A 14,358-nucleotide genomic window follows, 5' to 3' on the forward strand; every position below is an offset into this window, starting at 1 on the left:
GTACTCCATATGCCCAAAGGCATCTTGTCCATTTCCCTCGCTAGCCTCGCGCTGCTGGCGACTTTTGTTGTCGGCATCTTTATCGGCGCGGCACCGCTGCCGGTTGCCGGGGTCTTCCATGCACTCTCAGGCGGTCTGATTGGCTCAGATGAAGTGGCGCTGACTACCCGGGAATCGGCAATTCTCTTCAATGTTCGTCTGCCACGAGTGGTACTGGCAGCCCTGATGGGAGCCGCACTGGCCACAGCTGGTGCCGCCTACCAAGCGGTGTTCCGCAACCCGCTTGCCGATCCATACCTCCTCGGCATCTCCTCCGGCGCTTCGCTGGCAGTCACAGTTGGCATTCTCTTCGGCATCGCCACTGCCGCAATCCCGGCAGTCGGTTTCCTCGGCGGCGTTGCGGCGGTAGCGGTGACGTATTTGGTGGGAACCTCGCTAGGCGACCGCTCCTCCCCCGTCACAGTCATTCTCGCAGGCGTTGCCGTAGCTGCTTTTGCCAATGCCATGCAGCAATTCCTGCTGCAGAGGAATGAGAACTCACTGAGGCAGGTCTACGGCTGGATGCTCGGCCAACTGGGCACGGCCACGTGGCGATCCGTGCTCACAGTCGCGATACCGATTGCGCTGGGAGTCTGCGTCATCGTAGCGTCGTCACGCATCTTGGACGTACTGAGCGTCGGCGATACGGAGGCGGCATCACTCGGACTGAATGTGGGGCTTACGCGCATCGTCATGGTGTGCGCCGCGACGCTCATTACCGCCGCGGCGGTCAGCGTGTCCGGGCTGATTGGGTTCGTGGGCATCATCGTGCCGCACGCGCTGCGGCTCATCGTGGGGCCGGGACATCGGCTCCTACTGCCGTTGGTCGTGCTGGTGGGTGCGACCTTTTTGCAGCTTGCCGATATCGTCGGACGCACCGTGCTGGCGCCTGCTGAGGTTCCCGTCGGTGTCGTGACCGCCGCTGTCGGTGGCCCGTTCTTCCTGTTCCTGCTTCGTCGCTACGGCAAGTCAAGGGGACGCTAATGTCGAATTCGCTCAATTGCCGCAACGTCTCATTCCGCTATCTCGGCGCGGACTCGCCGTCGCTGAGCGATGTCTCCTTGACCGCGAGCGCCGGCGAGTGGCTCAGCATCATCGGTCCCAACGGCTGCGGTAAGTCAACGCTTCTGCACTGCATCGCGGGCTTAAACCGCTTCACTGGAGATATCGAAGTCGCCGGCGGCAATCCCCGCCGCATTGCCCGCCGCCAGCTCGCCCAAAAAGTCGCGCTTATGCCGCAACAACCCGTCATTCCGGAGGGTCTGCGCATCCGCGACTACATCGCGCTCGGCCGCACACCGTATCGCGGACGCGAGGGCGGTGTGGTCGACGCGGTCATGGAACGCCTCAATCTCACCGCTTACGCGCAGCGCACGCTTAACGACGTCTCCGGCGGCGAACTCCAACGAGTAGTACTGGCCCGCTCGCTGGCGCAGGAACCTGAGGTGTTGCTTCTTGATGAACCCACCTCTGCCCTCGACATCGGCATGGCACAACAGGTGATGGAAATAATTGATGAGATTCGCCTGGAATCCGGCCTGACTGTCATTGCCGCTGTCCATGATTTAACTCTGGCCGGGCAATACAGCGACCGCATTGCGCTACTGTCCGGTGGCAAGCTAGTTCGCGCTGGCAGCCCCAGCGAGGTGCTGACTGAGGACACGATTGCGTGCGTCTACGGAGCCTCGGTGCGTGTTATGAGTCTGGATACGAAAATAAGCGCTCCGGTTGTTATTCCGCAGCGTCCATCGTGACGGGTGTTGGATAGCCGCGATTAATCCTCCTCGATGTCTTCCAGCCACGGTCACCGCTGCATTCCCCGCTCAAGTTGTTAAACAAAAGGTTAAAATTAAGGGTCATGACAACCCCTCGCATCGTCTTGGCATCGACTTCCCCCTCCCGGCTGAGCATCCTGCGTTCCGCGGGTATCGAGCCCGTCACCGTCGCCCCCAAGGTCGACGAAGACGCGCTCATCGCCTCCCTCGGGGACGCATCCGCCGCACGCATTGTCAAGGAACTCGCCACCGCCAAAGCACACGCCGTCGCTGACGATTACCCCAATGACATCGTTATCGGTGGGGACTCAATGCTGCTTCTCGACGGGGAGTTGCAGGGCAAACCTCACACTGAAGAAAAGACCATTCACCGCTGGCACCAGCAGCGTGGTCGGACTGCGGAGCTCATTACCGGTCACTGCATCATTACGCCCAACGGCACGCACACCGAAGCCGCCATTACTTCTCTTGACTTCGGCGATATTTCTGACGAGGACATCGAGGCCTACGCGAAAACCGGTGAGCCACTCAAGTGCGCAGGCGCATTCACCCTGGAAGCCCTCGGCGGCTGGTTCATCGATGGCATCAATGGTGACCCCTCCAGCGTCATCGGTCTATCACTGCCAGTCGTACGCCGAGCCCTCTACCACTACGGCTACTCGGTCTCACAGTTCTGGAATCGGTAGTCGCTGACCGAAGATCTCGGTTCCTAAGGAAAATAAACGCATGTGTGGCGGCAGAGAGAATTCGGAGACCACGCGTGGTGCCGTCGTAAAGCAAAAAAAGACCGCACCAAGGTGCGGTCTAAGAAGCAGTGTGGGCTACTTATTCGCGACCTCAACGCGCTTGATGGCCTCCTGAGCGACGAGCTCCTGGATACCCATGTCCAGCTCGGAGGTGAAGCCGACGCAGGAGCAGTTGATTTCGCCAAGGACGTAGGTGTCCTCGCCGTTTTCGCCGTCTGCCAGCATGAAGTCAGCCGTCCAAATCAGCGGGATATTGTCGCCACCGAGGTTCTCAGCGATAACCGGGCGAGCCTCAGCGAACATGTCGATGAGGTCCTGCCACTCCTCCGGCTTGTTGTAGGTGTACTTTGCGCCGGAGAACAGAGTTGCGGAGAAGGCATCGCCGCCCTCGGCCGGCTTCTTGTGCACGACGAAGACTGGGTGCGGGCCAACCAGCAGAATGCGAATCTCGCCTTCGGTGATGCGCGGCATGAAGCGCATGTCCACGAGCATGCCGTTGTCACCGATGATGTACTGATCACAGAAGTCCATGAACTCGCCGAGCTCGCGGACCTCAGTGTGGTTATCCACGGCCTCGGTGCAGCGCAGCTTGGTGTTCAGCGGCAGCGGAGTGCCCGGTTCAACGGAGGCAGCGACCTCCGGGTCAGCGATGCGAACGCGCCAGATGCCGGAGCCGGTGGATCCGCGGTTCTGCTTGAGGACGCGCTCACCGTAGGACAGGGACGTCGGGAATGCGTTGTGGAAGGCCTCAACATCGTAGTAAGCAGCGGTGTCAGACGGAACCAGGTCCGTGTCCTTCAGCTTGACCAGTGCATCCTTGGCACCGTAAGCCATCATCTCGCCCGGGGTGGACATACCCACCAAACCGGCGACGGACAGGCTGGTCAGAAGATCGAAGTAGCCCTTCTCGCCGCCGGGGATGTTGCCCGGGTTAACGCGGGAGATGTAGCCGTCGAAGTTCTGGGAAACGTAGTCGTAGAGGTCGTCCTTCCACTCCGGACGGTAGTAGAGGACTTCAGCGTTCCAACCGGCCTCACGGATGGCGTTGACGATTGGCATGGTGTCTTTGCGGTGGCCGTCGAAGTACTTATCCGAGCCGCCCTCGACCTCGAATACGACGATGTTCTTGTGCACAGGCACTCCTAAAACAAATCAGATGGGGCAACTGGCACTCAGCCGTCTTCAACAACACAACGAATACCCAGGCAGGTAGCCCTTTAAAGCCCATATCCAGCAGAGGAATTAGCACAGTTTTTGCGCTAACTCTAAGCAAAATTTTAAGTCACAACTCCGCGGTGAAGCGCGCTGAAAAACCCCGTTTTACCCCCAACTGTGAGACTTATCCCAGGGCTGAGATGCGCTCGCTGGGGCCGTCGTAAAGCGCGCAAAATTCAACCCCTTCACGGACACTATTCATCGGCCTGCCACACGACCCGTAAACTGGATATGCAATTGACGATAAATCGTCTTGTAGTCTCACTCGCCCAACTTTTGCGCCAAGGGAGTTTCCGATGGCTGTCCCGCACGACCCACACCCTCAGTTCCAGCAGTACGCCCACCCGGAGCGCCTCGTGTCCAGTTCCTGGCTTGCTGCCCGGCTGGGGTCACCGGGCCTGCGCGTTGTCGAATCCGACGAGGACGCGCTGCTCTACGACATCGGACATATCCCTGGCGCCGTTCGCATCGACTGGCACCGCGACCTCAACGATCCGGTGCTGCGCGACTACATCGATGCTGAAAGCTTTGCCGAGCTCATGCGCAAAAAGGGCATCTCGCGCGACGACACCGTAGTTATCTACGGTGATAAGTCCAACTGGTGGGCGGCGTACACGCTCTGGGTCTTCGAGCTGTTTGGGCATCCCGACGTGCGGCTGCTCAACGGCGGTCGCGATGCTTGGATGACAGAGGAACGCGACACCAGCTTCGAGGTGCCCGAGTACCCTCGCACGGACTACCCCGTGGTCAAGCGCGATGACCGCACCCTCCGCGCCTACTTCAGCGATACGCGCGAGGCAATCGGCAAGGCACCGCTTATCGACGTACGCACTCCGGAGGAATATGCCGGTGTGCGAACACACATGGTCGATTACCCACAGGAAGGCGTCCTGCGCGGTGGCCACATTCCGACTGCAGTGAACATTCCGTGGAATCAGTCCGTGCATCCGAATTCGCGCTTCCGCGATCGCGAGGAGCTCGAGGAGATTTACAAGACAGTCGACCTCGGCAATGAGGCGATTGTCTACTGCCGTATCGGTGAGCGCAGTGCGCACACGTGGTTCGTGCTGCATCACCTGCTCGGCCATGACAATGTCCGCAATTACGACGGATCCTGGGTCGAGTGGGGCAACATGATTGGCATGCCTATCGCCCGCGGTGCGGAGCCGGGCAACCTGTAGCCGATTTTGGGAGGTGTGGTCTTCTTCCCAGCCTCCCCCTAGCACCCCCAAGCAAGGGGACGCAGATTGCACCTAAAAGCGGTAACTTCAGTCACACCCCTAGTTTTTTGTACTGGAAATCGCCATTTCGAGCGCCCCCACACGTAATTGAACACTGCTCAGGACAACATTCCCTACCCCCTTATGTCGCAACCAAAAAGGGGTTGTACGCCTCACCTGTGTCACAATGGAGGCATTGGGTCACACGCTGTTAGCTACTGCTTGCACCTGTGCGGACCTATGAAACGATTGTCGCAATTTATGCCCCGTTGAAGAATACTGCGGGGTGTCCACGAAAAATGGAGGATTTCGTGTCCGAGCAGACCACTCAAAAAATCACGAAGGTTCTCGTCGCCAACCGCGGCGAGATTGCCGTTCGCGTTATTCGCGCTGCGAAGGACGCCGGTATTCCTTCCGTCGCCGTTTATGCTGAGCCGGACGCCGACGCTCCTTTCGTGACCATGGCTGATGAGGCCTTCGCTCTCGGCGGCACCACTTCTGCTGAGTCCTACCTCGTTATTGACAAGATTCTGGACGCTGCGAAGAAGTCCGGCGCTAACGCTATCCACCCGGGCTACGGCTTCCTGTCGGAAAACGGCGACTTCGCAGAGGCAGTCGAAAATGCTGGCCTGATTTGGATTGGCCCGTCGCCGGAGTCCATTCGCGCACTCGGTGACAAGGTCACCGCACGCCACATCGCTCTGAAGGCCAACGCTCCGATGGCTCCGGGCACCAAGGAGCCAGTTAAGGACGCTGACGAGGTCGTTGCTTTCGCTAAGGAGCACGGTCTGCCAATTGCTATTAAGGCTGCATTCGGTGGTGGCGGCCGCGGTATGAAGGTCGCTCACAAGATGGAAGAGGTCGCGGACCTCTACGAGTCCGCTACCCGTGAGGCTGTCGCAGCCTTCGGTCGCGGTGAGTGCTTCGTGGAGCGCTACCTGGACAAGGCTCGCCACGTCGAGTGCCAGGTTCTGGCCGATAAGCACGGCAACGTTGTTGTCGCCTCCACCCGTGACTGCTCCCTGCAGCGTCGTTTCCAGAAGCTCGTTGAGGAAGCACCAGCTCCGTACCTGACCCCAGAGCAGGATCAGCGTCTGCGCCAGTCCGCTAAGGACATCTGCCGCGAGGCTGGCTACTACGGTGCCGGCACCGTTGAGTACCTGGTTGGCGCTGACGGCCTGATTAACTTCCTCGAGGTCAACACCCGTCTGCAGGTTGAGCACCCAGTCACCGAAGAGGTCACCGGCATGGACCTGGTTCGCGAGCAGTTCCGCATCGCTGAGGGCCACGAGCTGTCCATCAAGGAAGACCCGGAGATGCACGGCCACGCTTTCGAGTTCCGCATCAACGGCGAGGACGCTGGCTCCAACTTCATGCCAGCTCCGGGCACCATCACCAAGTACGTCGAGCCGTCCGGCCCGGGCGTCCGCATGGACACCGGCATCAAGGAGGGCGACGTCATCGGCGGTCAGTTCGACTCCATGCTGGCCAAGCTGATCGTCTGGGGCGAGACCCGTGAAGAGGCCCTTCGTCGCTCCGCTCGTGCTCTGTCCGAGTACCAGGTTGAGGGTCTGGCAACGGTCATTCCGTTCCACCGCCACATCGTTGAGAACCCAGCATTTATCGGCGACGGCGAGAAGTTCGATGTCTACACCAAGTGGATTGAAGAGGAGTGGGACAACCCGATTCCTCCGTACGATGGTGACTCGGACGCTGACACCGACACCGTTCCGGCTCAGAAGGTTGTCGTTGAAATCGACGGTCGCCGCGTTGAGGTAGCCCTGCCGGGCGACCTGGCTCTGGGCGGCGGCAATGGTGGCGCCAAGAAGAAGTCCAAGAAGAAGCGCGCTGGTGGCTCCAAGAAGGTTGCTTCCGGTGACGCAGTGGTTGCTCCGATGCAGGGCACCGTCATCAAGGTCAACGTCGAAGAGGGCCAGGAAGTCTCCGAGGGTGACACCGTGGTTGTTCTCGAGGCCATGAAGATGGAGAACCCGGTCAAGGCTCACAAGGACGGCGTTGTCACCGGCCTGGCTGCCGAGGCTGGCTCGGGTGTCGGCAAGGGCGATGTCCTGATGGAACTGAAGTAGTTCTTAACTGAGATAGGAAGTTTCACCTTCTCCTGACGGCGGGGTCGGCTCGCGATGTTATTCGCAGTCGGCCCCGCTTTCGCATGTGTTTATTGTTATTGAGAGGCTTGGTGCACTGGTGCGCGGAGGTGCGGGGTTTGGCCTCACCGAACTGCAGGGGCCAGACTCCACAGCTTGTGCGGCCAAGGTTAACGGTTATCCCACTTCACACAGGCTAATCCCCCCCCATCCAAAACCCGCTCAAACGCTGCTCCACAACCAGCCCACTCCCCCACAAACTTAAACACTGTTCAGGAATGTCTAGAGTGGACAGTATGGAACCCATGGAAGTAAATGCTGGCCGCTTCTACTGCCGGCCCCTGCGTCACGATTCCCGCGTCGATGATGCCCCCGTCGCAACCGAGCTCCTCAAAGAACTCGCGCCCGACTCCACCAACTCTCCCAGCTCCGTCGCCGAATTCCTCACCGACTCGACCGCTGACTGGGAAAATGACACCGCGTACCGTTTCGCGGTTGCTGAGCAAACAAACGTCGAGATGCTTGCCCTCGCAACCGTCACGCCAACCGGCGACGACAGCGTCAGCATCGAGGTCCGCCCCGTTGGCAATCCATCGCGAGTGCTGCCTAACGACGATCAAGTCCTCACTAAAGTAACCGTCGCTGACGGCGTCGAAGCCGCCGAAAAAGCCCTCCACCGTTGGGCAGAGGGCTTCTTGGGTAAAAAGGTCGACTAGCCTCGACTAGCGCGTAAGCACCAGCGAGCCTACGCGCCGGAGCGCAGCAGGTAGATATCCATAATCCACCCATGCTCCGCACGCAGCTTCTTCTTCAACTCTGCGATTTCCCCGCCGACTTCAGCAACGCGACCACGACGAAGTGTCTCCATCTCCGTGCCTAAGTACGCACCCCAGAGAATCTCCTCCTCCGGGTCTGCGTGCTCCAGCCAGGCGGCACCGCCATCGAGCATGACCACCGCATCAGTACCGGGGACACGCTCGCCCAGCTTCCTGCCGGTAGTAATCAGTACGGGCTTGCCAATCTGATTCAGACATTCGCCGTGCGCCGCTGTCAGCGCCGAAATCGCTGTCACACTCGGGATGACCTTGGAGTGCACCTCCAGGCCGAGGTCGCGCACGCGTTGCAGAATACGCAACGTCGAGTCATACAAGGAGGGGTCGCCCCAGACCAGGAACGCACCACGGCGCTTGCCTTCCCGACCAAGGTGGGTAACGAATGCGTCGGCAAGCAGCTCGGCACGGCGCTGATGCCAGTCACGAACGACCGCTCCGTAGTTGTCCGGCGTGCGGTCGCGCGGCGGATCAGGCACGGCGACGAGTTCTACGTGAGGCGCGTGCTTATCGACGATCGCCTGTCGCGCGGCCAACAAGTCCGCTTTGGCATCGCCTTTGTCGAGAGCAAAAACAACGTCAACATCGGCAAGAGCGCCGATAGCCTCGAGTGTGATGTGACTCGGGCTACCGGCGCCTATTCCGATGACGTCTACATTGACTGACCCGCTGTATTCAGCGCTCTCGGACTGACTGCGAGCCGTGTCGCTGTGACTAGTGATTGGTCGGATCTCCCTCGTAGCCGAACTGCTCAGCCATCTCATCCGGAGACAGGCCGGCCATCGAACCGGACAGGTTTGCCGACGCAGCCTGCTTCAAGTAAATCTCACAAGCATTGGCCATGTACTTGGAGTCGTACACGTTCATCTCCAGAATCGGAGTCAGCGTGCCGTCATCCTCCATACGCGAGACCAGCAGGTGTGGCTGATCCGAATCCGTGGTCATCGAGCACTTAATCTTGACACCGTTGACATCCGTGAAAGTCGGCTTAATCATATTGTCATCCTCCTCCATAACAGCGACCCAAAAATAAAAGCAGCGCCGTTGCGACAGCAGGCGCAGAAAAGTCGCTCGTTATAAACCATGTTAGCCAGATTTGCCCATGCGCCGCCGAGTGGAAAACACACGGGGGTAATGGTGACTGCTCTGCGGGTTTGCCGGTGGCGATACGATGCCGCCCGGAAAAATCTTTCACACATCGAACGGAGCGGAATTGCGACCCCGATTGCGGTATGCACAGCCAAATGCGTTAGAGTTATGACGTAATTTTCCATGGTTCATGGAAGATGACTGCCCTAGTAGCTCAGTGGATAGAGCACGGCTCTCCTAAAGCCGGTGTCGGAGGTTCGATTCCTCTCTGGGGCACTTTTTCTCACTGGCTCATGCGACAACCACTCGTTTGCCTGCCATAAGGTCGAAGAGGTGGACTCGGAAAACGATTACGCCGACCAACAGGACGAACAAAATCGTTCTCATGACGGGTTCGAATTTAGTAAGCGACAAGAGCAGCAATAAGAGATAACTGTTGCGTGCTGCCGCCCGTAAACCTCTGTACTTTATATCCGCCTTCGGCTGTTCCTTTGAAAGAATATCTGCAGAGTTGACGTCTTCGGCAGACACGACGCGCAGTGAAAATAAACCTTGACCAACGGTTTGCTCACCACGCGCCTCGTCGTTTGTGCGCGCTAAGAAAAAGACCAGCGGAACTGCCAGGCTATATAGCACGTGGAATTCCGGCGCGGTCGGCCATGACCAGCGCTCCACGGCAGCGTCCCAGCCGAGTTTGCCAACGGCCACAATGAGCGCGACGAAGATACCCACGAGGAATGAATCCATCACCCACGCGCCGCCCCGTCGTGCCACGAGGTCGACGTTGCTCTTTACCGAGTACTCGTTTGGCGTGCGCATCTTCATAAGGCCCAAACTAACAAAGCAGTTTCGCTTCTCTGGCGATTCCTCGCTATAATCCCTTTCTTCCCAACATTCGACGACATTCGACGACATTCGGGGTGCGAGTGCCAGGACGCTTCCGCAAAGCTTGCACGAAAATATGGAGAAACTTCCGGTATGCAAACCGAAAAGTCGAATGTATAGTTATCAGTTGACTGAACCTATTTATTCCGTGCTGGTTCGCACGCCAATAGGCTATGAAAGTGAGATGAATGTGAGTGCACTAACTCGTTTACAAGCAGTCCAGCGCCCTGCGCTCACACCTCGTCGACGCAATAATCGACGCCACATGGCACTGACCTGCGCTTTCCTCACCTTTACGGCCACTGCAACGGCATGCGCGAATAGTCAGGAGGCCGCGCCGACGCAAGCATCGTCGTCAAGCACTTTCACACCGACTTCACAGACCACGCCGACGACGCCGACCACAGTCGGCCCCAAGGTCAAGGAGGGCGGCACGCCGCGTATCGGGCAGCCGTGCCCGAATCTGGCAGGCGAGGTACGTGTGAGTGCCAACGGTCAGGATTTGGAGTGCGCGAAAATCGGCGAGACTGAGATGTGGACGGTGATTGAGGAGACATCGTCAAGCACAAAGTCGGACGAGGTCTGGATTTCGATTGCGCCTACGACGTCGGTGCCGGAAACGCAGGAGCCAGAAGCCACGGACCAGACCGAGGCTCCGTCGGAATCGGAGACCTCCGACAGCGAGACAGCTTCGTCGACGGCTGAGGAAACTGAGACGGAATCAACCACGCCGCCGCAGCCTTCTGAGTCCGGTGAGCCCAGCGATAATCAGTCGATGGAAAACTCGCAGGTAGATGAGCCCGACCTTTTGAACTTCAATCGCTAGCCAATCGCTAGACGTAAGACACGCTCCTGCTCCGACAGGACATCCCCCCCCCCGAAAGAGCACGAAAGACCCGCTGCAAACTTCAGCGCAGCGGGTCTTCGTTTTTAGCTTTTACTTACGGTGACGACGGTTGTAGAACGGTGTCGGCACAACAGTGGCCTTGATATCGGTGTCTTCGACGGTGAACTCAGTGCCCTTCGTAGACTGCCAACGCTGGACATAGGCGAAAGCGATTGGGTGGCCAAGAGTCGGCGAGACCTTCGACGAGGTAATCACACCAACTGCATTGCCGTCGGCATCAATCAGATTGCTACCGCGACGCGCTGCTTCCTTACCGGAAAGGCGCAGGCCAACCAACAGTTCCTTCGACTGCGGGCGGTTGAACAGTGCGTTGCGGCCGATGAAGTGACCCTTTGTCGGGCCCATGATTGACCCCAGGCCGGCCTCCAGCGGAGTGCGGTCGCGCGTGAGTTCGTAGCCGTAGAGCGGCATGCCGGCTTCCAGACGCAGCGTATCGCGGCAGGCCAGACCACATGGCAGCAGCCCGAGGTCAGAGCCATCATCAGCTGGGTCTTCAGGGCTTTCGACCTCTCCCCCAGCTGCCAGGATGGCACGCCAAACATCGACTGCGCGGTCAATCGGCGGGAAGATCTCGAAGCCGTCCTCACCGGTGTAGCCGGTACGAGCCACAATCATCTCCACACCTGCAACTTCCAGCAGGGTGCAGGAGTAGTAATTCATGCCGTCGAGCGTGGCATGCAGGTCCTGCGGCAGCAGACGGCGCATGAGCTTCGCGGCCTTCGGCCCCTGGATTGCCAGCAGCGCATTCTTCTCATTCATGCGCTCGACCTCGACGTTGTAGCCGCCGATGCGTTCCTGCAGCGTCGAGTAGACATCCTCTGCTGCCGCCGCATTTTGAACCAACATGAATTCATGGCTGCCAAGACGGTAAATAATCAGGTCATCAATAATGCCGCCGTCTTCCTGCACAATCATGGTGTACTTTGCGCGGCCCAGCGCCAGCGGCTTAATTGCCGAAATCAGCGTATGCGCCAGGAACGATGCGGCATCATCGCCGGTGACACGGATAATGCCCATCAGCGACAGGTCAAACAAGCCAACAGCCTCGCGCACGGCATTGTGCTCTGCAATTTCCGATGTGTATCGGAATGGCACCTCGTAACCGCCCACATTGCGCATTTCCGCACCAAGGCTCACATGCTCATCATGCAGGGCACTACGAAGGCCGGTGTTGTTCGCATCAGCGCCAGAATTGTCAGACATACACTCTCCATTAATTGCAATCAGCAAGGCAGATTCTTTTACCTCACTAGCTTATCGCTTAGCCAGAAACCCTGCTTTACGACGGCGACACCTGGGAAGAACGTGAAACAAAACCCCGCAACCAGTGACGGCAGCGGGGTTTCAACTACGAAGATTCAATCTCGCGATTAGTGATCGACTGCAGCCTCAGTACCAACACCGGTCAGCGAGCGAACTTCCATCTCGGCTGCCAGGTCATCGAGGTTGTCTGCCTTACCCATGTAGGTGGCAATGATGCCTGCCAGGAATGCCAGCGGGATGGAGACCAGCCCCGGCGAGGTCAGCGGGAACCACGCAAAGTCAACCGCTGGAATCATCGAGGACTCAGAGCCGGAGACTGCCGGGGAGAAGATGATCAGAACCAGTGAAGAGATGACACCGGTGTACATGGAGGCGACAGCACCGGCGGTGTTGAAGCGCTTCCAGAACAGGGACATCAGAATCGTCGGCACGTTTGCTGAGGCCGCCACTGCGAAGGCCAGCGAAACCAAGAAGGCAACGTTCTGCCCCATTGCCAGGATGCCCAGGATGATTGAGGCAACGCCCAGGACAACCACGGTGATGCGGGAGACGCGGACCTGCTCGGCCTCAGTTGCCTGCCCCTTGCGGATAACAGCCTGGTAGAGGTCCTGACCGACGGACGCGGAAGCGGTAATTGCCAGACCTGCGACCACAGCCAGCACGGTTGCGAATGCCACAGCGGAGACCACGGCCATGAAGACCGAGCCACCGATTTCGAATGCGAGCAGCGGAGCTGCCGCGTTGGCCCCGCCCGGCGCGGCGGTGATGCGGTCCGGGCCGACGAGTGCTGCGGCACCGTAGCCGAGAACCAGTGTCAGCAGGTAGAAGCCACCGATGAGGATGATGGCCCAGGTAACGGACTTACGAGCTTCCTTTGCGGTTGGCACCGTGTAGAAGCGCATGAGCACGTGTGGCAGACCTGCCACACCGAGCACCAGTGCCAGGCCCAGGGAGATGAAGTCCAACTGGCTGACGAAGGTGGAACCGTACTTCAGGCCAGGCTCCAGAATCGCCGAGGCCTCGTAGCCCTGTTCTGCCAGGTAGTCAGAACCAGCGTGCGTATCAACGGCATCCTGCAGCAGCTGGGAGAAGTTGCCCTTAACGCCAATCAGGATGATGACGGTCATGAGAATAACCGCACCAACCAGCAGGACAGCCTTAATCATCTGCACGTAAGTCGTACCCTTCATGCCACCGATGAGAACGTAGGCGACCATGATGACGCCGACGACACCGACAACGATGGACTGCTGCGTGGTGTCGTGGATGTTCAGCAGCACTGCGACCAGCGAACCAGCACCTGCCATCTGTGCGATGAGGTAGAACAGGGTCACTGCCAGCGTGGAAATTGCAGCTGCGGTACGCACCGGGCGCTGCTTGAGTCGGAAGGACAAAACGTCGGCCATGGTGAATTTACCGACGTTTCGCAGCGGCTCTGCGACCAGCAGCAGCGCTACCAGCCATGCGACGAAGAAGCCGATCGAGTATAGGAATCCGTCGTAACCAGTCAGTGCGATGGCACCGACAATACCGAGGAAGGATGCGGCGGAGAGGTAGTCACCTGCAATGGCGAGACCATTTTGGGTACCGGAGAACTGCGCGCCACCGGTGTAGAAGTCCGATGCGCCCTTGTTGCCGCCCTTGCCGACGCGGGTGACGATGTACATGGTCGCCACAATGAAGGCGACGAAGACTGCAATGTTGAGAATCGGATTACCAGCAGCTGCGGTGGCATCTGCAGCCAAGAAGTTGGTCAACATGTTTTAGGCCCCCTTCTTTGAGATGATTTCTGCGATTTCGCCACTTTCCATTGCTTCACGCAGCTCTGCCTGCAGTGGCTCGAGCTTCTTGTTGGCAAAGTTGATGTAAATCCAGGTGATGGCGAAGGTGGTCACGAATTGGAGCAGGCCGAGCACAATACCGAGGTTGATGTTGCCCAGCACTGGGATTGCCATGACGTCCGGCGCGAAGGTCGCAAACAGAACGAAGGCGATGTACCACACCAAGCCAGCAATGGTCGTTGGGATGGCGAAGGAACGGAACGTCGAGCGGAGCTGTTGAAACTGCGCTGAGTCCTGAACATAGCGGTACTCAGCTGCTTGTGGCTTGTGCCGTTTTGCTGGCACTGGTGTTGCGGACACGGGCTTATCCTTTCCAGGAATATTCGGCGGGTGTTCGTAATGAGCTTCAGCACAGCCACCCCAGCGGTGTGCCGTGCGCCACATTTTCGATTATGTGTTGAAACAAAGTTACCTGGAACACAGTTAGCAGAGAAGTTAAACGA

Annotated in this window: 14 protein-coding genes and 1 tRNA gene; 8 read left to right on the forward strand and 7 right to left on the reverse strand. The window is 58.7% G+C overall.

Annotation, left to right across the window (positions count from 1 at the left end; translation table 11 throughout):
* The first annotated feature begins 9 nt into the window (after nt 1–9).
* From Q4E11_RS08070 to Q4E11_RS08080, 3 genes are all read left to right on the forward strand, one after another.
* The gene (locus tag Q4E11_RS08070; RefSeq protein WP_303165024.1) at nt 10–1,023 is read left to right on the forward strand and encodes an iron ABC transporter permease; all 1,014 of its coding nucleotides are present in this window, start codon (nt 10–12) and stop codon (nt 1,021–1,023) included.
* Nucleotides 1,023–1,793: an ABC transporter ATP-binding protein gene (locus Q4E11_RS08075; RefSeq protein WP_303165026.1), complete on the forward strand. Its 771-nt coding sequence runs from the start codon at nt 1,023–1,025 to the stop codon at nt 1,791–1,793. Before Q4E11_RS08070 ends, Q4E11_RS08075 begins: the two co-directional genes overlap by 1 nt.
* A gap of 104 nt (nt 1,794–1,897) precedes the next feature.
* A complete protein-coding gene (locus Q4E11_RS08080; protein WP_303165028.1) occupies nt 1,898–2,500 on the forward strand; it encodes a nucleoside triphosphate pyrophosphatase in 603 nt (200 codons plus the stop codon).
* Between the two features lie 135 nt (nt 2,501–2,635).
* Here Q4E11_RS08080 and Q4E11_RS08085 read toward each other — a convergent pair whose 3' ends face one another.
* Nucleotides 2,636–3,694: a Cj0069 family protein gene (locus tag Q4E11_RS08085; protein WP_303165030.1), complete on the reverse strand. Its 1,059-nt coding sequence runs from the start codon at nt 3,692–3,694 to the stop codon at nt 2,636–2,638.
* Between the two features lie 377 nt (nt 3,695–4,071).
* Here Q4E11_RS08085 and Q4E11_RS08090 point away from each other — a divergent pair, with 377 nt between their 5' ends.
* From Q4E11_RS08090 to Q4E11_RS08100, 3 genes are all read left to right on the forward strand, one after another.
* On the forward strand, nt 4,072–4,956 hold the full coding sequence (locus tag Q4E11_RS08090) for a sulfurtransferase (RefSeq protein WP_303165032.1): 885 nt from the start codon (nt 4,072–4,074) through the stop codon (nt 4,954–4,956).
* 338 nt (nt 4,957–5,294) lie between these two features.
* The gene (locus Q4E11_RS08095; RefSeq protein WP_303165034.1) at nt 5,295–7,082 is read left to right on the forward strand and encodes an acetyl/propionyl/methylcrotonyl-CoA carboxylase subunit alpha; all 1,788 of its coding nucleotides are present in this window, start codon (nt 5,295–5,297) and stop codon (nt 7,080–7,082) included.
* A 314-nt stretch (nt 7,083–7,396) separates the two neighbouring features.
* Entirely contained in the window at nt 7,397–7,816 is a 420-nt protein-coding gene (locus Q4E11_RS08100; protein ID WP_303165036.1) for a hypothetical protein, read from the forward strand.
* Nucleotides 7,817–7,845: 29 nt separating this feature from the next.
* Here the strand turns inward: Q4E11_RS08100 and cobF are convergent, their stop codons facing one another.
* Both cobF and Q4E11_RS08110 read right to left on the reverse strand, forming a co-directional pair.
* Nucleotides 7,846–8,694 (reverse strand): precorrin-6A synthase (deacetylating), encoded by an 849-nt coding sequence (cobF, locus tag Q4E11_RS08105; RefSeq protein ID WP_303165037.1) that lies wholly within the window; start codon nt 8,692–8,694, stop codon nt 7,846–7,848.
* The gene (locus Q4E11_RS08110) at nt 8,645–8,926 is read right to left on the reverse strand and encodes a hypothetical protein (protein WP_303165039.1); all 282 of its coding nucleotides are present in this window, start codon (nt 8,924–8,926) and stop codon (nt 8,645–8,647) included. The genes cobF and Q4E11_RS08110 overlap by 50 nt, the downstream gene beginning before the upstream one ends.
* A 296-nt stretch (nt 8,927–9,222) precedes the next feature.
* Here Q4E11_RS08110 and Q4E11_RS08115 point away from each other — a divergent pair.
* A tRNA-Arg gene (locus tag Q4E11_RS08115) sits at nt 9,223–9,295 on the forward strand.
* A gap of 15 nt (nt 9,296–9,310) precedes the next feature.
* Here Q4E11_RS08115 and Q4E11_RS08120 read toward each other — a convergent pair.
* Nucleotides 9,311–9,844 carry a hypothetical protein gene (locus Q4E11_RS08120; protein ID WP_303165041.1) on the reverse strand — a complete coding sequence of 178 codons (534 nt, stop codon included), beginning with the start codon at nt 9,842–9,844 and terminating at the stop codon, nt 9,311–9,313.
* Nucleotides 9,845–10,169: 325 nt separating this feature from the next.
* Here Q4E11_RS08120 and Q4E11_RS08125 point away from each other — a divergent pair, with 325 nt between their 5' ends.
* Complete coding sequence (locus Q4E11_RS08125; protein ID WP_303165043.1) at nt 10,170–10,730, forward strand: hypothetical protein; 561 nt, start codon at nt 10,170–10,172, stop codon at nt 10,728–10,730.
* A gap of 111 nt (nt 10,731–10,841) precedes the next feature.
* On the opposite strand, the gene gcvT is transcribed toward Q4E11_RS08125, so the two are convergent.
* From gcvT to Q4E11_RS08140, 3 genes are all read right to left on the reverse strand, one after another.
* Nucleotides 10,842–12,014 (reverse strand): glycine cleavage system aminomethyltransferase GcvT, encoded by a 1,173-nt coding sequence (gene gcvT / locus Q4E11_RS08130; protein ID WP_303165045.1) that lies wholly within the window; start codon nt 12,012–12,014, stop codon nt 10,842–10,844.
* A 167-nt stretch (nt 12,015–12,181) separates the two neighbouring features.
* Nucleotides 12,182–13,834, reverse strand: a complete 1,653-nt coding sequence (locus Q4E11_RS08135; RefSeq protein ID WP_303165047.1) for a cation acetate symporter — start codon at nt 13,832–13,834, stop codon at nt 12,182–12,184.
* A gap of 3 nt (nt 13,835–13,837) precedes the next feature.
* Nucleotides 13,838–14,215 carry a DUF485 domain-containing protein gene (locus Q4E11_RS08140; RefSeq protein WP_303165049.1) on the reverse strand — a complete coding sequence of 126 codons (378 nt, stop codon included), beginning with the start codon at nt 14,213–14,215 and terminating at the stop codon, nt 13,838–13,840.
* Nucleotides 14,216–14,358: the final 143 nt, after the last annotated feature.

Origin of the sequence: Corynebacterium sp., assembly GCF_030532195.1 — a bacterium.
GTDB lineage: Bacteria > Actinomycetota > Actinomycetes > Mycobacteriales > Mycobacteriaceae > Corynebacterium.

Bases quoted from the DNA above. Each gene is read 5' to 3' on its own strand.
- Q4E11_RS08120 (WP_303165041.1), bottom strand. From the start codon at position 9,844: ATGAAGATGCGCACGCCAAACGAGTACTCGGTAAAGAGCAACGTCGAC.
- Q4E11_RS08070 (WP_303165024.1), top strand. From the start codon at position 10: ATGCCCAAAGGCATCTTGTCCATTTCCCTCGCTAGCCTCGCGCTGCTG.
- Q4E11_RS08110 (WP_303165039.1), bottom strand. From the start codon at position 8,926: ATGATTAAGCCGACTTTCACGGATGTCAACGGTGTCAAGATTAAGTGC.
- Q4E11_RS08090 (WP_303165032.1), top strand. From the start codon at position 4,072: ATGGCTGTCCCGCACGACCCACACCCTCAGTTCCAGCAGTACGCCCAC.
- gcvT (WP_303165045.1), bottom strand. From the start codon at position 12,014: ATGTCTGACAATTCTGGCGCTGATGCGAACAACACCGGCCTTCGTAGT.
- Q4E11_RS08075 (WP_303165026.1), top strand. From the start codon at position 1,023: ATGTCGAATTCGCTCAATTGCCGCAACGTCTCATTCCGCTATCTCGGC.
- Q4E11_RS08100 (WP_303165036.1), top strand. From the start codon at position 7,397: ATGGAACCCATGGAAGTAAATGCTGGCCGCTTCTACTGCCGGCCCCTG.
- Q4E11_RS08135 (WP_303165047.1), bottom strand. From the start codon at position 13,834: ATGTTGACCAACTTCTTGGCTGCAGATGCCACCGCAGCTGCTGGTAAT.
- Q4E11_RS08095 (WP_303165034.1), top strand. From the start codon at position 5,295: ATGGAGGATTTCGTGTCCGAGCAGACCACTCAAAAAATCACGAAGGTT.
- cobF (WP_303165037.1), bottom strand. From the start codon at position 8,694: ATGAGATGGCTGAGCAGTTCGGCTACGAGGGAGATCCGACCAATCACT.
- Q4E11_RS08125 (WP_303165043.1), top strand. From the start codon at position 10,170: ATGGCACTGACCTGCGCTTTCCTCACCTTTACGGCCACTGCAACGGCA.
- Q4E11_RS08080 (WP_303165028.1), top strand. From the start codon at position 1,898: ATGACAACCCCTCGCATCGTCTTGGCATCGACTTCCCCCTCCCGGCTG.